Annotated in this window: 14 protein-coding genes; 5 read left to right on the forward strand and 9 right to left on the reverse strand. The window is 71.8% G+C overall.

Features of this window, described 5'->3' with window-relative positions:
* Positions 1 to 146: 146 nt before the first annotated feature.
* Entirely contained in the window at positions 147 to 1196 is a 1050-nt protein-coding gene (locus GUY61_RS06075; protein ID WP_166629011.1) for a BMP family protein, read from the reverse strand.
* A 436-nt stretch (positions 1197 to 1632) separates the two neighbouring features.
* Positions 1633 to 2871 carry an amidohydrolase gene (locus GUY61_RS06085; protein WP_166629028.1) on the reverse strand — a complete coding sequence of 413 codons (1239 nt, stop codon included), beginning with the start codon at positions 2869 to 2871 and terminating at the stop codon, positions 1633 to 1635.
* A 412-nt stretch (positions 2872 to 3283) separates the two neighbouring features.
* Here GUY61_RS06085 and GUY61_RS06090 point away from each other — a divergent pair, with 412 nt between their 5' ends.
* Positions 3284 to 4111: a class I SAM-dependent methyltransferase gene (locus tag GUY61_RS06090; protein WP_166629012.1), complete on the forward strand. Its 828-nt coding sequence runs from the start codon at positions 3284 to 3286 to the stop codon at positions 4109 to 4111.
* 92 nt (positions 4112 to 4203) lie between these two features.
* Here the strand turns inward: GUY61_RS06090 and GUY61_RS06095 are convergent, their stop codons facing one another.
* The 5 genes from GUY61_RS06095 to GUY61_RS06115 all read right to left on the reverse strand — a co-directional run bounded on the left by GUY61_RS06095 (position 4204) and on the right by GUY61_RS06115 (position 9517).
* Entirely contained in the window at positions 4204 to 4626 is a 423-nt protein-coding gene (locus tag GUY61_RS06095) for a hypothetical protein (RefSeq protein ID WP_243766212.1), read from the reverse strand.
* A gap of 233 nt (positions 4627 to 4859) precedes the next feature.
* Positions 4860 to 5951, reverse strand: a complete 1092-nt coding sequence (locus GUY61_RS06100) for a hypothetical protein (protein ID WP_166629013.1) — start codon at positions 5949 to 5951, stop codon at positions 4860 to 4862.
* A gap of 20 nt (positions 5952 to 5971) precedes the next feature.
* Positions 5972 to 6889, reverse strand: a complete 918-nt coding sequence (locus tag GUY61_RS06105) for an N-acetylneuraminate synthase family protein (RefSeq protein WP_166629014.1) — start codon at positions 6887 to 6889, stop codon at positions 5972 to 5974.
* A 13-nt stretch (positions 6890 to 6902) separates the two neighbouring features.
* The gene (locus GUY61_RS06110) at positions 6903 to 8141 is read right to left on the reverse strand and encodes an N-acylneuraminate cytidylyltransferase (RefSeq protein WP_166629015.1); all 1239 of its coding nucleotides are present in this window, start codon (positions 8139 to 8141) and stop codon (positions 6903 to 6905) included.
* A 29-nt stretch (positions 8142 to 8170) separates the two neighbouring features.
* Complete coding sequence (locus GUY61_RS06115) at positions 8171 to 9517, reverse strand: DUF6716 putative glycosyltransferase (RefSeq protein WP_166629016.1); 1347 nt, start codon at positions 9515 to 9517, stop codon at positions 8171 to 8173.
* Positions 9518 to 9726: 209 nt separating this feature from the next.
* On the opposite strand from GUY61_RS06115, the gene GUY61_RS06120 reads away from it, so the two are divergent.
* Positions 9727 to 10713 (forward strand): glycosyltransferase family 2 protein, encoded by a 987-nt coding sequence (locus tag GUY61_RS06120; RefSeq protein WP_166629017.1) that lies wholly within the window; start codon positions 9727 to 9729, stop codon positions 10711 to 10713.
* Positions 10713 to 12068, forward strand: coding sequence for a polysialyltransferase family glycosyltransferase (locus GUY61_RS06125; RefSeq protein WP_166629018.1), 1356 nt, complete (start codon positions 10713 to 10715; stop codon positions 12066 to 12068). The genes GUY61_RS06120 and GUY61_RS06125 overlap by 1 nt, the downstream gene beginning before the upstream one ends.
* 83 nt (positions 12069 to 12151) lie before the next feature.
* On the opposite strand, the gene GUY61_RS06130 is transcribed toward GUY61_RS06125, so the two are convergent.
* Together GUY61_RS06130 and GUY61_RS06135 are read right to left on the reverse strand one after the other, a co-directional pair.
* Positions 12152 to 14500 carry a glycosyltransferase gene (locus GUY61_RS06130; RefSeq protein WP_166629019.1) on the reverse strand — a complete coding sequence of 783 codons (2349 nt, stop codon included), beginning with the start codon at positions 14498 to 14500 and terminating at the stop codon, positions 12152 to 12154.
* Positions 14497 to 16026 carry a glycosyltransferase family 29 protein gene (locus tag GUY61_RS06135; RefSeq protein WP_243766213.1) on the reverse strand — a complete coding sequence of 510 codons (1530 nt, stop codon included), beginning with the start codon at positions 16024 to 16026 and terminating at the stop codon, positions 14497 to 14499. Before GUY61_RS06135 ends, GUY61_RS06130 begins: the two co-directional genes overlap by 4 nt.
* A 215-nt stretch (positions 16027 to 16241) precedes the next feature.
* Here GUY61_RS06135 and GUY61_RS06140 point away from each other — a divergent pair, with 215 nt between their 5' ends.
* Both GUY61_RS06140 and GUY61_RS06145 read left to right on the forward strand, forming a co-directional pair.
* Positions 16242 to 17492 carry an acyltransferase gene (locus GUY61_RS06140; protein ID WP_166629021.1) on the forward strand — a complete coding sequence of 417 codons (1251 nt, stop codon included), beginning with the start codon at positions 16242 to 16244 and terminating at the stop codon, positions 17490 to 17492.
* A 142-nt stretch (positions 17493 to 17634) separates the two neighbouring features.
* Positions 17635 to 18836 (forward strand): acyltransferase family protein (locus GUY61_RS06145; RefSeq protein ID WP_166629022.1); only part of this gene is annotated, 1202 nt, incomplete at its 3' end.

The raw sequence follows: 18836 nt of genomic DNA on the forward strand, positions 1-18836 counted from the left end.
GCGGAGGGCAGGCGGGGCGAAGCTATCGTGCCAGAGGGCGGTCTACGCGCGTAGCACTGCCAAATCGATAAGGAGCCGGAAGGCCCACGTGATCAAGGGTCCGGAGGCGCGAGGACCGCCCCTCCGGACCCCTGGGAGGTCTGACGTTACGGGGTCGTCTTGACCTTGATCGTGCCGTCGATGATCTCCTGCTTGGCCTTCTCGACCGCCTCGACCAGCTTCGTGTTCGACTTGAAGTCGGGGTTGGAGTCGGCCAGGCCGACGCCGTCCACCTTGAGGTCGTAGGTGATGACACCGGTCTTGGCGTCACCGTCCTTGACCGACTTGATCAGGTCGTAGACCGCACCGGAGACGTTCTTGGTGACCGAGGTCAGGATGTTGTCCTTGTAGTCGGCCAGACCCTCCTGCTGGTACTGGTCGGAGTCGACGCCGATGGCCCACTTGCCGGCCCCGGCGACGGCCTCGATGACGCCGTTGCCCGCGCCGCCCGCCGCGTGGTAGACCACGTCGGCCTTCTTGTCGAGCATGCCCTCGGCGGCGGCCTTGCCCAGGTCGGGCTTGGAGAAGCCGTCGAAGTTCGGGGGCTGGGTGAGGTACTGGACCTTGATGTCGATGTTCTTGTCGGTGTCCTTGACGCCCTGGACGAAGCCGGCCTCGAACTTCTTGATCAGCGGGGTCTCGACACCGCCGATGAAGCCGACGACGTCGGTCTTCGTGGTGAGGGCGGCCGCGACACCGGCGAGGTACGAGCCCTGCTCCTCGGCGAAGACCATGTTCGCGACGTTGTCGGCCTTGTTGGTCGAGTCGTCGATGATGCCGAAGGTGGTCTTCGGGTACTTGGCGGCGGCCTCCTTGACGGCGGTCGCATAGGCGAAGCCGACGCCGATCACCGGGTTGTTGCCGGCCTTCGCCAGGTTGACCAGGCGCTGGACCTTGTCGGCGTCCGACTCGCCCTCGGAGGGCTCCTCGTCGTTGCCCTTGATGTCGAGATCCTTGACGGCCTTCTCGAGACCGGCGTAGGCGGCGTCGTTGAACGACTGGTCGCCTCGTCCGCCGATGTCGTAGGCGATGGCGGCGCTGGGCTCCTTCTTGTCGGAGTTGCCCTCCGACGAGGTGGTGCTGCCGCATGCGGTGGCGCTGAGAGCAAGGGCCGCGGACGCGATGCCCACTGTGGCGACCCGGGTGAAACGGCGCAAGGGAGGCTCCTTCAACCTGACCGAAAGCGCCTCTTCCGGCGCTGGTTCCGCCGCATCGTAACGCGCGTAGATGCCGGATAAAGCCCTGTTCTGAAGCTGTTATCGGATCGACGCCAACCCCGTGTGACGAGCCGGTTTACGACATGTGTCGACCGGTCGCACCGTTGGACGGGCCGAAGCGCGCAACGACACGCAAACAGCGTGGCACAGTCCCTGCCGATCTCCACCCGGCCGGAGGAGCCCCGCTTCGGACCGGGCGTCCCCTTGACGTCGCGCGGCGCCCTCGGGTAGAGCCGGGCGGCACCGGCGTGCGGCGCGGGCCCCGGGACGGGCGTGGCCGGGACGGCCGGACCCGGAACGGCCGGACCCGGAACGGGCGTGGCCGGAACGGCCGGACCCGGAACGGCCGGACCCGGAACGGCCGGGGCGGCGGGCCTCAGGACGACGGGTGGGGGCCGTGGAGGAGGGCGGCGGCCGTGAAGAGTTCGACGCCGACCGTGATCGCGGACTCGTCGACGTCGAAGTCGCCCGCGTGCAGGTCACGGCCGACCGTGTCCCCCGGCCTGCGGACGCCCAGGCGGGCCATGGCGCCGGGGACGTGCTCCAGGTACCAGGAGAAGTCCTCGCCGCCGAGGCTCTGCTCGGTGTCCTCGATGGCATACGATCCGCGCCGCGCCGCCATCGCGTCGCGGAGCAGATCCGTCACCACCGGATCGTTGACCACGGGCGGAACACCGCGCACATAGTTGATCTCGCACTTCGCCCGGTGCAGGGTCGCGACCTCGTCGATGGCCGCGACGACCATGTCGGCGGCCTCCCGCCAGCCCTCCAGGTCCAGGCAGCGCACTGTCCCGGACAGCTCGGCGGCCTGCGGGATCACATTGGGCGCGTGGCCGGAACTGATCCGGCCCCAGGTGAGGGAGAGCCCCGAGCGGGCGTCGACCCGGCGCTGGAGCAGCGCGGGCGCCTCGGTGGCCACCTTGGCGGCGGCCATGACCAGGTCGGTGGTCAGATGCGGGCGTGCGGTGTGGCCGCCGGGGCCGGCCAGGGTCACTTCGAGCCGGTCGCAGGCCGAGGTGATGGGACCCTTGCGCAGACCGATCCGGCCCGCGTCGACCTTGGGGTCGCAGTGCACGGCGATGATCCTGCCGACGCCGTCCAGCACGCCGAACTCGATCGCGTCGGCGGCGCCGCCGGGCAGTACCTCCTCCGCGGGCTGGAAGATCAGCCGCACGGCGTTGGGCAGTCGCCCCTGCCGGGCCAGATCGGCCAGTACCAGGCCTGCGCCGAGGACGACCGTGGTGTGCACGTCGTGGCCGCAGGCGTGGCAGCGGTCGGGCACGGTCGAGCAGTAGGGCACGGTCTTGGTGTCCGGGATCGGGAGCGCGTCGATGTCGGCCCTGAGGGCGAGCATCGGGTGGACGCCGTCCCAGTGGCCGATGTCACACACGAGTCCGGTCCCGGCCGCCAGCACGCGGGGTTCGAGGCCGGCCTTCTCGAGCCGCGCCTTGATGGCCGCGGTCGTACGGAACTCCTGGTTGCCGAGTTCGGGGTGCATGTGGAGGTCGCGGCGGAACGCGACCAGTTCGGCGCGCAGGATCTCCGGCAGAGCGCCGGGCATCGCTTCCCCGGACGGGGCTTCGGCTCCCGTCTCGGTGGCGGACTCGGGGGACATCACGTGGCTCACCCTTTGCAGGGTAGGCCCTTTTGGCCAGTTACTAACCGGCGATCAACAAAAGATCAGGCCGTTCGGGCGAAGAAGTTTCCTCTGCGGAGGCTTAGCTGCAAGCCAGCAGGGGTAGATTCCTCGAATCCCTCACTGAAGTTGATCTTGAAATTTTTGCCTGCCCTTGGCGGGGAGCACGGTCCCGGGAGCGGGAACCGGCCGCGCCGGGGACGGCCGAGGCGCTTGGATGATCCGTATGACCGAGGCATCCGAACCGCCCCAGCAGCACCAGCGGCCCCGTCGGCTTCAAGGACCTCACCAGCCTCAGAGAGCTCAGGATCGCGCTGAGGAACCGGCCGGAGAATCCGCTCATGACCCGGCCCGGGACTCCGCCGAGGAATTCGACCGCGCGGTCCGCGAGATGTTCCGCGCCAACCAGGCGAACTGGGACGCGCGCACCCCCGTCCACGTGGCCAGCGAGTTCTACGGCCTGGCCGAGACCCGGGACCCCGCCTTCTGGGCCGGCCGCTGGTTCGCCCCCTACGAGTGGGAGGACATCGGCGACCCGGCCGGGCTCGACGTCCTGCACCTCCAGTGCCACCTCGGCACCGAGACCCTCGCCTTCGCCGCACGCGGGGCCCGCACGGTGGGCCTCGACCTCTCCGGCGCCTCCGTCGCCGCCGCCCGCGACCTGGCCGACCGCTCCGGCCTCGACGTCGAGTACGTCCAGGGCAACGTCTACGACGCCGGCCGCGCCCTCGGGGGCCGACGCTTCGACCTGGTCTACACAGGGAAGGGCGCCCTGTGCTACCTCCCCGACCTCGACCGCTGGGCCGGGGTGGTCGCCGGCCTGCTGCGCCCCGGCGGCCGCCTCTACGTCGCCGAGTTCCACCCGCTCCTCAATGCCCTCGGTCCCACGCCGGACGAGGGCGAGGGCCCGGAGTTGCTGCTGCGCCACGACTACCTGGGCGGCAGGGGCGCGATCCACCGGGACTCGACGCACACCTACACGGACGGCCCGCCCGTACAGGGCGCCACGGAGGGCTACGAGTGGATGCACGGCCTCGGCGAGGTGATCAGCGCCCTCACGGGCGCAGGCCTGCGAGTCGCCCGCCTCCGCGAGAGCGACGAGCTCCCCTGGCCGCGCTGGCCCCACATGGTCCGCACGGCATCCGGCTGGTGGCGCCTCCCGGATTCGGCCCCGCGCATCCCGCTGCTGTTCGGCCTGCTGGCCACACGGGACGACTGAGCCGAGGGGGGCCGGCGCCGGCGACAGGGAACCCGACTCCGTGAGGACGCCCCCGGCTGTCCCGCGAGGGCGTCACCCGGTCGAGTCGGCCATCACGAGCGGGTGACCCGGCCACGACGGGCCGCGCCGTCCGGCCACACCACATCGACGGGGATGCCGGCCCCGCGGGCATCCTGCACGGTGTCCGCGGTACCGCCGCCCTTGCCGGACGGCGGGCTGCCGTCCCACACGGCGAGCAGGCGGTCGGCACGCGCCGGCATCGTGCGGTTCGCACTCTCGTACGCCCGCCGGTTCGCCGTCGTGTACGGAAGCAGCAGGACCTCGGACGCGGCACGGACGAGACGGTCGTAGGTGTCGGCATGGCCGGGGGCGACCTTTACCTGCCGGTAGTCCCGGGAGGGAACCACCGCGACCAGGCGGCCGCCGGTCTCCAGAACCGCCGCGGCGAACAGCGCGTCGGCCCCGGCCGCGAGGCAGGACACACCGGTCAGCCCTGCGGCCGCGCGAACAGGCATGGGACCTCGCCTCCGTGCTCGATCTGGCAGTCCCCGGCGCCGTCTGCGGCTACGAGGAGACCGGGGAGCGACGGACGGCGTGGATCACTGACCGGCGACCGCACCTGGGTGCGGGCAGTCCCGGTCGACGGCCGCCCGTAGCCGCGGCACATCAGGCCGGCGCAAAGAGGGCCCGTTCTTCCGAGGGCCGGCCATTCAGGCTTCGGCGGGGCCGCTCGCCGGTCGGGAAAGCACTACGCCGGGGCCGTGTGGGCCGTCGCCGTCAGGCGGTGGACGTCGCGGGCCGTGTCCGTGACGCCGGAGAGGAAGCCCTGGGCGCGCGGGGAGGCCTTGTCCGTGAGCCACTCCGGGGCGATGTCGCAGACCACGACCTGGACGCCGGTGTCGGCGAGGGCCAGCGGGAGGGTGTGGACGACGGTGGAGGGGAAGCTCAGGATCGTCCGGCCGATGGGGCCCCGGCGCGCTATCAGTTCGAGCGGGAGGTCGGGGCGGACGATCTCCAGGCCCGTGGACTCGGAGAGGAGGCGGAGCTTCTCCGCGGCCTCGCGGCGGTGCGCGAAGTAGCGGGTGGCGCCGTGGGCGCGGGCCAGGGCGGCGACCGCGTCGAGGTAGTGGCCGGGGTCGACGACGCCGGTCTCGACGAGGGAGGTGCCGACGAGGTCGGCGCCGCGGGTCAGCCGGGGCGGGCCGAAGCGTGAGCGGGTCCAGCCGAAGTCGTTGGCGGTGATCCGCACGCCCTCGGGCGCCTGGACCGGCATCGAGCTGAACACCTCGACGGTGCGGCCCCTGCCGGGGGTGAGCCGGCGCCTGGCGGAGGCGGAGACGGGCGCGAACACGCGGTCGCGCAGACCGGCCCGGCCCTTGCGGTGCCAGCGCACCAGGCGCTCGCCGCGCGCGAGCTGGGTGACGAACTCCATGGTGGCGGTGCCGTCGTCGACGACGACGATCTCCGTCGCCCGTGCGAGCGCGAGCAGCAGCTGCACATAGCGGGAGAACGGGTCGCCGACGACGACCCGTTCGGCCCGGCGGACCGCCGGGCCGAGTTCGCGGAGGGTGCGCAGCAGGGCGCCCGGTCCGCCGCGCGCCTCCTGCCAGCGCACGCCGATGCCCTCGTCGCGGGCCAGTTCCGCCATCCGGCGGAGCTGGCCGCGCGACATCGGGTCGAGCGGCGAGAGGACGACCACGGTGAGCTCCGCGAAGGTCGCGCGCTCGGTCGCCAGCGCGTCCGCGTGGGCCCATTCCAGGATGTTGAGCAGCTGGACGGGGCTCTCGACGAACGCGAGCGTCGGTTCCACTGGGGTCTCCCTCGGCGCCGTACGTGACATGCTCAGGAGGTCGGTCCGGTTCAGGCGCTGACGAGCTGCTCGGACTCGGCGACGACGCCCGCGACACGGCGGAGCTTCTTCATCGGGCCGAGCTCGGACTCGTAGACCTTCTTGACGCCGTCGCCCAGCGAGGCCTCGATGGTGCGGATGTCGCGCACCAGGCGCTGCAGGCCCTGGGGCTCGACGGAGGCGGCCTGGTCGGAGCCCCACATGGCGCGGTCGAGGGTGATGTGGCGCTCGACGAAGGTGGCACCGAGGGCGACGGCGGCCAGCGTGGTCTGCAGGCCGGTCTCGTGGCCGGAGTAGCCGATCGGGACGTTCGGGTACTCGGCCTGCAGGGTGTTGATGACCCGCAGGTTCAGTTCCTCGGCCTTCGCCGGGTACGTGGACGTGGCGTGGCAGAGCAGGATGTTGTCGCTGCCGAGGACCTCGACGGCGTGCCGGATCTGCTTCGGCGTGGACATGCCGGTGGAGAGGATGACGGTGCGGCCGGTGGCGCGCAGGGAGCGCAGCAGCTCGTCGTCGGTGAGGGAGGCGGAGGCCACCTTGTGCGCGGGGACGTCGAACTTCTCGAGGAAGGCGACGGCCTCGGTGTCCCACGGGGAGGCGAACCAGTCGATGCCGGCCTTCTTGCAGTGCTCGTCGATGGCGCGGTACTCGTCCTCGCCGAACTCGACGCGGTGCCGGTAGTCGATGTACGTCATCCGGCCCCACGGGGTGTCGCGCTCGATGTCCCACTGGTCGCGCGGGGTGCAGATCTCCGGGGTCCGCTTCTGGAACTTCACGGCGTCGCAGCCGGCCTCGGCGGCCACGTCGATCAGCTTGAAGGCGTTGTCGAGCTCGCCGTTGTGGTTGATGCCGATCTCGCCGCAGATGTACACGGGGTGACCGGGGCCGGCCGTCTTCGAACCGAGGGCGCGGAGGCGGGAGGTGCTCATGGGTGATGGTTCCTTAACTGTGGAGGGAGTCGAGAGAGGGGCCGAGGATCCATGCCGCGATCTCTCGGATCGCGCCGTCCCCGCCGGGTGCGGCGGTGACCGCGCGTGCGGCGCCGCGCACGACGTCATGGGCGGATCCGACCGCCACCGGCCAGCCGACGAGGCCGAAGCAGGGGAGGTCGTTGACGTCGTTGCCGACGTAGAGCACGCGCTCCGGCGCGATGCCCTGCTCCTCGCACCACTGCTTCAGTGCGAGGTCCTTGCGGTCGATGCCGTGCAGCACGGGGATCTTGAGCTTCCGTGCGCGGGCGGCGACCACGGGGTTCTGTTCCGTGGACAGGATCAGCAGCTTCAGCCCCGCCCTGCGCAGGGCGGCGATACCGAGACCGTCGCCGCGGTGCACGGAGACGAATTCGCGTCCTTCGGAGTCGATCAGCACCCGGTCGTCGGTCTGAGTGCCGTCGAAGTCGAGTACCACCGCGTCGATGTCGTCGAGGGTGGGGAGGCGGGCGCCGGTCGCCTCGTCGGGGGCCGCCGGCCGGGCCGCGTCGAAGAGCGGCGCCAGGGCGCGGGCGCGGGCCAGGTCGTGCGGGTCGTCCACTTCGAGGACCCGGGCGGGGTCGGTGCGGACGAGTTCGGTGCGGCCGAAGAAGCGGTGCCCGGCCGCCCGGAACCCTGCGGCGTCCATGGCGTACGCGGCGCCGGTCTCCAGGTAGTCCTGCGGACGGTCCTGGCGGCGCGGGCGGAAGGACTTGTCGTGGTTGACGCCGACGCCGTCGCACGCGGCGTCGGCGACGTCGCCGTCGCCGTCGCCGTCGCGCCACACGAAGCCGTGGAACGGCGCCACCGTCATGGCGCTGTCGGCGCCCCGCTCGGCGACGGCGGAGGCGACGCCGTCGATGTCGTCGCTGGTGAGGAAGGGGCTGGTGCACTGGACGAGGAGCACGACGTCGGCCGCCGCGCCGGACGTCGCCTCGTGGGCGTCCATGGCGTGCAGCACGGCGGCCTCGCTGCTGGCGGTGTCGCCGGCGATGGCGGCGGGGCGCAGGACGACCTCGGCCCCGGCGCCGCGGGCGACGGCGGCGATGCCCGCGTCGTCGGTGGAGACGACGACGTCGGTGACGAGGCGGGCGGCGAGGCATTCGCGTACGGCGCGGGCCACCAGCGGTACACCGCCGACGGGGGCGAGGTTCTTCGCGGGGACGCCCTTCGAGCCGCCCCTCGCGGGGATGACGGCGAGCACGCGGGCCATGGGAACTCCAGGGGTGGTGGGGTCGGCGGTCACAGCTCGCCCATCCGGCGGATCACGGGCGCGACGCGCTGGACGCCGTGCCGGTAGGCGCCGCGGGCGGCCTCCCGGACGATGCGGCGCACGGGGCCCGCCTCCCTGGCGGGGGCGGCGGCGCCGGGCAGCGGCGTGCCGTCGGGGCCGAGGTGGTGGCGGGCGAGGATGCCGGGGAGGTATCCGGGCGCGGTGGCCGGGGTGTAGTACGGGGCGATGGGCGGCAGTCCGGGCCGGCGGAGCAGTTCGGCGACGCGCTTTCGCGTTTCGTCGAACGCGGTCTCGTACGGCCCCTCGGCGGCGACTCCCTGCCGGGCCACCCAGTCCTGCGCGGCCTGCGGCTCGTGGCCGGCGTCGAGCCGGTCCCAGGAGGCGAGGCAGCCGGAGCCGATGAAGTGGTGGTTGCCGAGGGCCTCGCGCACGCCGAGGTCGGTCAGCACGGCCGTCGGGATGCGCCGGTGCAGTGCCTCCAGGGCGGCCGTGGAACTGACGGTGACCAGGAGGTCGGTGCGGTCGAGCACCTCGCCCATGTGCCCGTACACCAGGCGGAAGTTGGGCGGCGGCGCCCCGCCGGGCAGCTTCTGGACCAGCTTCTGATAGGGCAGTTCCTCGATGTGCGTGGTGTGCTCGCCCGGTTTGCTGCGCAGTTTCAGCAGCACCTCGCGGTCGGGGTGGAAGCGGGCGTGCTCGACGAGCCGGCGCAGCAGGTAGGTGCGGTCCCTGCGGTTGTCCGGCACGGAGGGCTGTGCCGCGAACACCACGGTGTACGGGCGGCCGTCGGGCTTCCCCTCGTAGCGCGCGCCGCCCAGGAAGGGCAGCGCGGTCTCGGTCACGCTCGACGCGTCGGCGCCGACTCCTTCGTAGACGGCGCGGAAACGCTCCGCGTCGTGCCGGGAGTTGGCGAGGACGACGTCGGCGCCGTGCCGCAGCAGCAGGCCGTCCGCGAGCTTCTCGTAGACGACGCCCACGTAGCCGGTGACGACGACGGGCCGCCGCTCCCGGCCCTCCCAGACCCGGGCCAGACCGTGCAGCACGGCCTGCGCCCCGCCGCCGACGAGGGCCAGCACGACCACGTCGTACGTCTCGTCCCCCATCTCCTGGAGGAACTCGACGGCGGTCACCTCGCGCAGGCTGTCCGCGCGCACCCCGACCTCTTCGAGCTGCCGCGGCGTCGGGGTGGCCCGGCCACGCAGCAGGAAGCCGTCGAGCCGGTGTTCCGCGACGGCGCGGTGCGCGGTGAGGGCACCCCATTTCCATCGGGTGTCGGAATCGGCGAGTACGGCGACCCTCAGCGGCGAGTCGTCCGGGCGCTGCGGGCCGGCGGGGTCAGTGGTCCTTGCTGGCACGTCGACGACGCTAGGAAGGCATTCCGATGGGAGGCCCAACTCGGCAGCAACAAAGGGTTAACAGCACATCGACGAATGGGGAATCACCCCGCCGGAACACCCGTACGCCTCCGTTTGGAAACGTGGTTAACCGTTCCGCCATTCTTCGTTCACCTGGGCGCCGGAATGGCGTCAGGCCTCGGCTCTGGCCCGCCACTACGGTCGGCCGGGTGGTAAAGCTCTCCGTCGTCGTGCCGTTCTACAACGTTCAGCGCTACGCCCCCGATGCCCTGAGATCCCTGCGCGCGAACGCCCGCGAGGACTTCGAGTTCGTTCTCGTCGACGACTGTTCGACGGACGGCACTGAGGAGATCCTCCGCAGGGCGGTACGTGAACTCCCGGGGGCGCGTCTCGTCAGACACGAGCACAACGAGGGGCTGGCCACCGCCCGCAACACCGGCATCGACGCCGCGCGCGGCGAGTACCTGACCTTCCTGGACGGCGACGACTGGCTGGCCCCCGGCCACTACGAGCGGCTGCTGGCCGCCATCGAGGGCCTGGGCTGCGACTTCGTGCGCACCGACCATGTGCAGTGCACGGCGCGCGCCCGCACCGTCCACCGGCACCCGCACGGCCCGCGCGGCGAGGTACTGCGCCCGCGCGACGCGATCCTGCCCGCGCACCGCACCACCTCGGTGGACTACCCGTACGCCTGGGCCGGGATCTACCACCGGCGGCTCGTCGACGCCGGCCTGCTGCACTTCACGCACGGGCTGCGGACGGCGGAGGACCGGCCGTGGATCTGGCGGCTGCACCGGGAGGCGGAATCGTTCGCGGTGGTGGGAATGCTCGGTCTCTTCTACCGTCGCGGTGTGGCGTCCTCACTCACCCAGATCGGGGATGTGCGGCAGCTCGATTTCATCCGGGCCTTCGACCAGGTGATCGAGGAAACCGCGCAGGATCCGGACGCGGAGAAACTGCTCCCCAAGGCCGTGCGGACCTACTGCGCCATCATCGCCCACCATCTCGGTTCCATCGAGAGGTTCGAACCGGCCGTCGCAAAACGGCTGCGCGCGATGAGCGCCGCGGCCATAAAACGCATGCCGCAGGAGATCCTCGGCGAAGTGCTCGATTCCATGGACATGCAGCGGTCCGCGAAACTGCGCCGGATCCGCCGCCGTGTCGTCGCCGCCTCCTCCGGTGAGGCGGCCGCCTGATGTCCCTCTCCGCAGTCTCCCGCACCACCCAGATCTTCTACGTGTCCTCCCTGTACGGCGCGGCGACGGTGGCCGCCGCGATCGACGCCGGCCGCTTCGGCCCGGCCGGCCGCAGGCTGCTGCTGGTCAGCACCAACACGGCGACTCCGGAGACCTCCACGCCCGTCGACGAGATGCCCGGCTTCGAACGGCTGCGCGACCGCTTCGACCGGGTGGTCTCCTGGAACGAGGCCATCCGCCCCTTCCACCCCGGCGGCTGGGAACCGCGCCCCGACGACCTGCCCCTGTGGGAGCGGTACGTCAGGCTGCTGTGGGGCATCGGCGAGGACCAGCGGGTCGAGCTGGCGGTGGAGTCCATCCAGGTCAGCCCCGCCCTCACCCTGGCGCAGATCTTCACGGACGCTCCGGTCACCGTGTACGCGGACGGGCTGATGAGCTACGGCCCGACCCGCAACAGGATCGACCCCCAGGTGGGCTCGCGGGTGCGGCGGCTGCTGCACCTCGATCTCGTACCGGGTCTGAAGCCGCTGCTGCTCACCGAGTTCGGGGTCGAGCCGGAGATCGTGCCGAGCGACACCTTCCTGAAGGTCCTCGGTGAGATCGGCGAGGCGGCGCCGCGACCGGACCTCCCGTCCACCGGTTCCACGGCCCAGGGGCCCGCGCTGCTGCTCGGCCAGTACCTGTCCGCGCTGTCGATCCTCTCCCCCGAGCAGGAGGAGGGACTGCATGTGCGGATGCTGCGGGGCGCGTTCGCGCGCGGCCACCGCAGGATCGTCTTCAAGCCGCACCCGTCGGCGCCCGCCCGCTACGGCAGCGCGCTGGAGAACGCGGCGGCGGAGCTGGGCGCGGAGCTGACCGTGGTGGACATGCCCGTCCTGGCGGAGGTGCTCTACCAGCGCGTCCGCCCGGCACTCGTCGTCGGCTGCTTCTCGACCGCGCTGTTCACGGCCCGCGCGCTGTACGGGCTGCCCGTGGCCCGGGTCGGTACGGACCTGCTGCTCGACCGGCTCTCGCCGTACCAGAACAGCAACCGTGTCCCGGTGACCCTGGCCGACGCGCTGCTGCCCGACCTGGAGTCGGACCGGATCGAGGAGCCCGAGGATCTCACCGGGCTGATCTCCACTGTGGGCTTCGTGATGCAGGACCGGATCCACCCGGGCCTGCGCCCTGTGGCGGAGCGCTACCTGACGGCACATCTGAACCCGCGCACCATGCGCTACTTCAAGCGCCAGCGGCTCACCTCGCTCGGCCTGCCGGGCGGGATCCCGGCCCGCCTCGCCTTCCTGCCGCGCAACGCCACGGCCCGCCGCGTGGTCCGCCGCGCCCGTTCCCTGGGGCGCGCCGTCCGCCGCTGACCGCCCCGTCGCCCGCCGCCCCGGCGGGCAACGGCATGGGGGCCGCTCCTTCAAGGAGCGGCCCCCTGTGCGTGCGGTGCACGTCAGCTCAGCGGCGCGCCCAGGATCGTGCGCAGGTCCGCGGCGTTCTCCTGGGTGACCTTCCACAGCTCCTGCTGCCGGCCGTGCACGTCGGCCACCGTGCGTGCGTGGTCCTCCAGCAGGTCCACGGCACGCTCGGTGAGGACGTCGCCCAGGTTCCTGTCGTGGACGGATATGCCCCACTCGGGGCGCTTGATGTCGGACAGGAAGTACGCCATCTTCGGATGCGAGATCAGGCTGATGATCGGCGTGCCGCAGCCGAAGGGGATCATTCCGGCGTGGCCGCGCATGCCGATGACCAGCTTGGTGCGGGCGTAGGTGCCCCTGATGGCGTCGTTGTCGAAGTCGTACATCGGGACGACCGGCATCGAGATGCCGTGCTCGCGCCGCAGGTCGAAGGCGATCTTCTCGTCGTCGAGCGAGTGCGCGGCACACTGCACCTCGGCGTGCTCGCCCAGTGCCCTGACCGCCTTGGCCATCTCCGCCAGGAAGTGCCCGTAGTCGTGGCCGAAGCGCAGGCCGGCCCGGTCGTACGCGGCGTTGATCATGACGGTGTTCTCACGGACCAGCGGGTCGGTCCAGCCTTCCACCAGCTGCCGGGTCACCGTCGTCGGGCACGGCTGGAAGCGCACCTTGTCGTGGAGTTCCGCCGGGAGAAGGGAGCGGACCTTCTCGATGGAGCCGTGGTTGCGCAGTCCGAAGAACGCCGCCTTCTCCACCAGCAGCCGCAGGCTGGCGTTGAACCGGCCCGCGCGGTACGACTGACCGTCGAAGGCGTTGAAGCCGACCGCGTACACCATGATCGGCACGTCGATGGCGTTCAGCATCTCGTCCGGCACGTTCCACTGCCAGGCGCTGTTGCCGTTCGGCATGGTGTCGGGGATGAACAGCCCGCCGCCGCCGATGACCAGCCCGCGCCGGGCGTTGACCCGTGCCAGCGCCTCCTCGCCGAACAGCCGGTGGGCGTGCACGGAGTGCCAGCGGCGCGGCCCGGTGTCGGTGCCGAAGGTCAGCCGGACGGTCTCCGGGAGCAGCTTGTCACCGGCGTTGCCCTGCTTCTCCATGTAGAAGGCGACGTGCGCGAGCTGCTCCTCCGGCGCGCCCTCCCGCGGCTTCGGCACGTCCGTGGTGCGCTGCTGCATCAGCCGGTTGGAGCGGTGGGTCGGGTCGACCCGCAGCCCGGCCAGTGCGTACTCGCGCGCCGACTCGTCGTCGCCGTGGATCCAGGCCATCTGGGCGAGCCGCGCGAAGGCGGTGGGGGCGCGGTTGGGCGCGGCGGTGGCCAGCAGCAGCTGCGCCCTGGCCTCCTCGTAGCGCGACACGCTCATCAGCGCGTGTCCCAGCACCTCGTGCGGCCATGCCTCGTCCACGGGGATGTCGACCCCGCTCAGCAGGTCCACGGCCTCCTGGTACTCGCCCGCGGCGATGTGCGCGGCGGCCACCCGGCGGGCGCTCTCGACGTGGCCGGTGCGCTTCACGTGCGGCGTGCCGAAGTGCACCATCAGGTCGTGGTGCTTGTTGCCGGGCGCGTCCATGTACGCGGCGTGGAACTCCGCGTCGGACAGCTCGAAGTCGCGCCAGCGCTGCTCCGCCTGCCCGTAGCCCTGCTCGCCGCCCTGCCAGGGCTTGTGCCGCCCGGTGAAGTGCAGGATCGCCACGTCGTCGGGGACGGGCAGGTCACCGGAGAGCCGCCGCTTGACGTAGTTGTAGCGGGGGTCGAGCTGGATGAAGTCGCCGTCCAGGACGGCGTTGAGGATGCCCTGGTCGTGCTTGTCGAGCTCGTAGTCGCCGCTGCGCCCCGTGGCGTCGATCCGGGCGCAGAACTCGTCGCTGAGGAACTCCTTCTGGATGACGAGGAGTCCGCTGTTGAGCTTGTGCTGCCCGTAGAAGAACTGCGGCACGGCGGCCAGGCCCTCGCGCAGCCGCAGCAGTTCCTCCAGATCGCCCAGGACCACCATGTCGGTGTCGAGGGTGATGATGGTGTCGTAGTCCCGGACGCGGAACACGTCGAGGATGAAGTACGCCTTGCGCACCAGGTAGTTGTCCTGGTCGCCCTTGGCGTACGAGTCGTAGTGCCCGGCGTCGACCCGGCGCAGTTCCACGCGCGGGTGCAGGGCCCTGATGCGGGCGACGGAGGCGGGGCGCAGTCCGTCGTGCAGGACGAGGAAGTCCTCGCAGACACCGGGGTTGGACAGGGCGAGGCTGCGCAGCAGCACGAGGAAGCCAGGCAGGTAGTTCTCGTCCACGAAGCTGGCGAAGGCGACGCGCCGCTTGCCGGTGAGTTCGTTCGCGCCGGTGGGTATCGGGGCCGGTGCCGGGACGGCGGCGGCGGTCGTCTGGGGGGCGGTCATCGCAGGGATATCCTCATGTCGGTCACGCTCTGGGCCCGTTCCATGACCCACGCCTTTTCGCTCGTGTATTCGTGCACGGAGGTGATGGCCATCTTCATGGCCGCCTGGAGGCGGTAGGCCCCGGTCTCGTAGAAGTCGAAGCCGATGAGGTCGAGCGTCGGGCTGACGTCCAGGAAGTCGAGCAGCCAGAGCGTGTTGAAGCCGGTGGTCGGGATGGACGCCCATTCCTCGGCGCCGACCTTGCCGATGTTGCGCAGCGGCCAGCGCAGCGACTCGTCGCCGAGGTACTTCTGGGCGCCGGGCACCAGCCGGTTGCGCAGCGACCACTTCCAGTCGTTGGAGATGCCGCCGTAGACCAGCCGGGTGGTCACCGGCTGGTCCCAGTTGAAGCCGTGCTTGTGGATGGTGGCGTGGATGTCGGTGCGCCGGCCGGTGTGGGGCGCGTCGATCTTGTACGAGTTGAAGCGGACGACCAGGTCGTAGTCGTCGATCTCGCGGCCCATGCCGCTGCTGCCGACCCGGCCCGAATTGGCGATCAGGCAGATCGACTTGCCGGCGATCTGGTTGCGGAACTCGCCCAGGCTCAGCCACTCGACGCCGCCGAGCAGCGGGTCCGCGATGGGCCCGCGCATCCGGCCGCGGCGCATCTCGGCGTAGTGCTCCAGGAGTTCACCGATCGAGCCGCCCCGGCCCGGGTCCCGCGCGATGCGCAGTCCGAGGTAGTGGCCGAGGGCCTCCTGGAGTTCCTGGACCGGGCTGTCCTCGCGCTCCATGGCGAGGAGCGCGCCGACGAGCCGGGGCTCGGCGTCCTCCCAGTTCCCCGCGTCGCTCAGCGCGAGCCCCTCGGCCCACGCGTCGGTGACGGGCCCGTGGCCGTACGTCACCGCGCGGGGCGAGTCCCGCTCCAGCAGCCGCAGCAGTTCGTGCTGGCGCCGCGCCGACTCGCGCAGGCCGGCGATCCGGGGTGCGACGCCGAAGCCGTCCTCGTCGGTCAGCGCGAGATAGCGCTCGTAGGCCTCGACGGTGGCCGCCTGCCGGCCCATCGCCTCCAGGGTCCTGGCCCGCAGCCGCCAGCCGGCCCGTGAGTTCCTGCGCTGCGTCAGCACCGTGTCGGCGACCAGCAGGGCGAGCCTCAGCTCGTCGTCGTAACCGCATTCGAGGGCCTTGTTGCCGACTGCGAGCAGCGGGTCGAGCACATCCCCGCTGAGCGTGCCCCCGCCGCCGACGGCGGTGCCGGCGACGCCCTTGGCGGCGCGCTTGAGCAGTTCCTTGGCCCCGCCCCCGGACGGGGCCGCGGGGGCCGCACCCTGCGCCATCGCGTGGGCGGCGAGCACCTGCCGCAGCTTCTCCGCGAGTTCGGCGCGCCTGCGGTCGAGGCTTCCGACCATCTTGCCGCTGTGCACCGCGCAGGCACGCAGGCACTCCTCGACTTCTGTGGGACGGATCCGGTCGTACTCCGGACTACCGTCCGAGGATGCGGCCGGGGTCTCCCCGTCACGCGATTTCGGCCATCTGGTGCGGGCCATGGTCATGGTGCTCCAAGCGTCAGCTGCCCCGCCGGAAGGTTGCGGTTCGGCGTCACGCTAGGAAACGAAACCGACCCGGGGATGAACTCGCCGCATCGGCCCGGCGAACGGCGGGTTCCGCTCCCCGGGCCGCTCGTGCGAGTGGCACGGCGGACGCGTGCGCGGCCCGTAGGGTGAGGCGGTCCGAGGCCGTACGAGAGGTGCGAGGGGCAGTAATGACGATCAGTCCCGCCGGTCCGCGCGGGGCCGGGCAGCAGAGGACCGCGTCGCCGGCAACGGTGCCCGCGGGAGCGGCGTCTGTGGGAGCGGCGTCCGCGGGAGCGGCGTCCGCGGGAGCGGCCACCGCCGTCCTCGACCGGGCCGCTCCGGCGCCGGGTGCCGGCGGCGGCCCCGCCCCGCGCCGGCCGTCCCGGCTGCGCGCCCTGGACGGCCTGCGCCTGCTGGCCGCCCTGATGGTCGCGGCGTACCACTACGGCGGGCGCAACGGTGACATCTCCCGCGCCTGGGGGTCCGCCTCGCAGATCCAGTTCCCGACCGCCCACGAGTGGTTCGCGTACGGCTGCCTGGGCGTCCAGGTCTTCTTCGTCATCAGCGGCTTCGTCATCTGCATGAGCGGCTGGGGGCGCCCGCTGCGCTCCTTCTTCGCCTCCCGTGCCTCCCGCCTGTACCCCGCCTACTGGGCCGCCGTGGCGCTGGTCGTCCTGGTCTTCGCCCTGCCCTGGGTGGCGTACGAGAACGTGAGGCCGACGGACGCCCTGGTGAACCTCACGATGCTGCAGCAGCCGCTGGGCGCCGAGCGGGTGCTGGGCGTCTGCTGGACGCTGTGGGCGGAGCTGCGTTTCTACGCCCTGTTCGCACTGTGCGTCGTCCTGCCGAGGTCGGGCTCGGTCCGGCAGCGCGTCGTCCTGTTCTGCGCCTGCTGGACCCTGGCCGCCGCGATCGCCCAGGGCCTCGGCCACGAACTGCTCGACGTCGTCGTCATGCCGGAGTACGCGCCCTTCTTCATCGGCGGCATCGGGCTGTACCTCGTGCACCGCGACCACGGCGACGCCGTCGGCTGGGGCATCACCGCGGCCGGCTGGCTCCTCGGCCAGCGCGCCGCCGTCGAGGGGCTGTGGCACCCGGCGGGCGCGCACTACTTCTCGTACCGCTCCGCCGCCGTCATCATCGCCGTGGTCACCCTGGGCTTCGCCGCCGTGGCCGCCGTGGCACTCGGCCGGCTGGGGTGGGCCGACTGGCGCTGGCTGACGGTCGCCGGGGCCCTCACCTACCCCTTCTACCTGGTGCACGAGCACCTCGGCTGGGTGGCCGTGGCCGGGCTGCACCGCGGGCTCGGGCTTCCCTCCTCGGCCACGCTGCCGCTGACGGTGGGGCTGATGCTGGGCCTGGCGTGGCTGCTGCACCGGTACGTGGAGCGGCCGCTGACCCCGCTCCTGCGCCGGTCACTGGCGCCGCGGCGCTCCTGAGCCCCCGGCGTGCACGCGGAGTTCACCCTTCGCTCAGACTCCCGCCACCGCGTCCTTCCCGGGCCTCGGCACCGTTTGACGCCGATCAGCAGCGCAGCGGGCACACGCCACTGCGCATCGCAGTCAGGAGCCTGCCGCCACGATGGAGAAGTCACCGCACGGACCCGCCGCGACCGCCGACCGGGCGGAGGGCGGCGGACCGGCCGCACGGGACGGGCGGGACGCGCGGACCGCGTCCGGGAACGCGACGCGGGTCCCCGAGCCGGCGGGGGCCGCCCGCGGTGACAGGGCGGACGGGGCCAGGAACCCGTGGTGGGACAACGCCCGGTTCGTCTCCGCCACGCTGATCGTGATCCTGCACACGACGGGCAGCATCATGACGAAGGTGGAGGTGCTGCACTCCTTCCACATCGCCAGCTGGGCCTTCCGGGTGCCCGCCTTCGTGATGCTGGCCGGGGTGTTCAGCAGCCCCGGACCGCTCGGGCCCCGCCGCCTGCGCACACTGATGCGGAGCATCGTGCTGCCCGCGCTGGTCTTCAGTCTGATCTTCTCGCTGGAGAACCGCCTGCTCGGGGCCGAGTTCAGGCTCCATGTCGTCCAGCTCCCCTGGACGCTGTGGTTCCTGATGTCGCTGTTCTTCTGGCGGCTGCTGCTGCCGCTGGTCGTGCAGCTGCGTCATCCGCTGCTCGTGACGACGGGGATCGCCCTCGCCGTGGGCTACGTCGACGAGTTCGGGCTCTCCTTCTCCGCCAGCCGGACCCTCGTCTACCTGCCGTTGTTCTACCTCGGCTGGCGCATCGGCCAGGGTTTCCTGGACGGCTGGTTCACCAGCCGCAGGACCCTGCCCGTGGCGGTGGCCGGAGTCCTCGCGTCCGTCGCCGCCGGATGGCTGTGGCACGAGGACATCAAGGGCAACTGGCTGTCCATGCGGCACGCCTACTCCGCCGCCGATCCGCTGAGCCTGGAGTGGGCCTGGGTCGTCCGCCTGTCGGTGCTGGCCTCGGCCGCCGCTCTCGTGCTCTGCATGCTGAGGCTGATGCCGCGGCGGCGGCTGCCGATGGTCACCGCGCTGGGCGCGGGCGGCTTCACCATCTACCTGCTGCACCCGCTGGTCATCCTGCCCTTCCGCGAGCTGGGCTGGATCGCGCGGGCGGACCGGCCGGCCGAGGTGGTGGGCCTGGTGCTGTGCGCGGTGCTGCTGGCGGCGGTGCTCGGTTCGGCGCCGGTACGCCGCTTGGTCCGACCGCTGGCCCAGCCGCCCGTGGACTGGCTGTTCGCCCCGGCGCCGCCGCGCGCCGCGGTGCCGCCGCCGTCACCCGCCCCGGACCCGGTCAAGGACTCGGT

This window comes from Streptomyces sp. GC420, assembly GCF_009916105.1.
Classification (GTDB): domain Bacteria; phylum Actinomycetota; class Actinomycetes; order Streptomycetales; family Streptomycetaceae; genus Streptomyces.

Excerpts from the sequence above, each read along its gene's own strand:
- GUY61_RS06085 (WP_166629028.1), bottom strand. The coding sequence starts at position 2,871 with ATGTCCCCCGAGTCCGCCACCGAGACGGGAGCCGAAGCCCCGTCCGGG.
- GUY61_RS06140 (WP_166629021.1), top strand. The coding sequence starts at position 16,242 with ATGACGATCAGTCCCGCCGGTCCGCGCGGGGCCGGGCAGCAGAGGACC.
- GUY61_RS06105 (WP_166629014.1), bottom strand. The coding sequence starts at position 6,889 with ATGAGCACCTCCCGCCTCCGCGCCCTCGGTTCGAAGACGGCCGGCCCC.
- GUY61_RS06110 (WP_166629015.1), bottom strand. The coding sequence starts at position 8,141 with ATGGCCCGCGTGCTCGCCGTCATCCCCGCGAGGGGCGGCTCGAAGGGC.
- GUY61_RS06090 (WP_166629012.1), top strand. The coding sequence starts at position 3,284 with ATGTTCCGCGCCAACCAGGCGAACTGGGACGCGCGCACCCCCGTCCAC.
- GUY61_RS06100 (WP_166629013.1), bottom strand. The coding sequence starts at position 5,951 with ATGTCACGTACGGCGCCGAGGGAGACCCCAGTGGAACCGACGCTCGCG.
- GUY61_RS06095 (WP_243766212.1), bottom strand. The coding sequence starts at position 4,626 with ATGCCTGTTCGCGCGGCCGCAGGGCTGACCGGTGTGTCCTGCCTCGCG.
- GUY61_RS06125 (WP_166629018.1), top strand. The coding sequence starts at position 10,713 with ATGTCCCTCTCCGCAGTCTCCCGCACCACCCAGATCTTCTACGTGTCC.
- GUY61_RS06135 (WP_243766213.1), bottom strand. The coding sequence starts at position 16,026 with ATGGCCCGCACCAGATGGCCGAAATCGCGTGACGGGGAGACCCCGGCC.
- GUY61_RS06130 (WP_166629019.1), bottom strand. The coding sequence starts at position 14,500 with ATGACCGCCCCCCAGACGACCGCCGCCGCCGTCCCGGCACCGGCCCCG.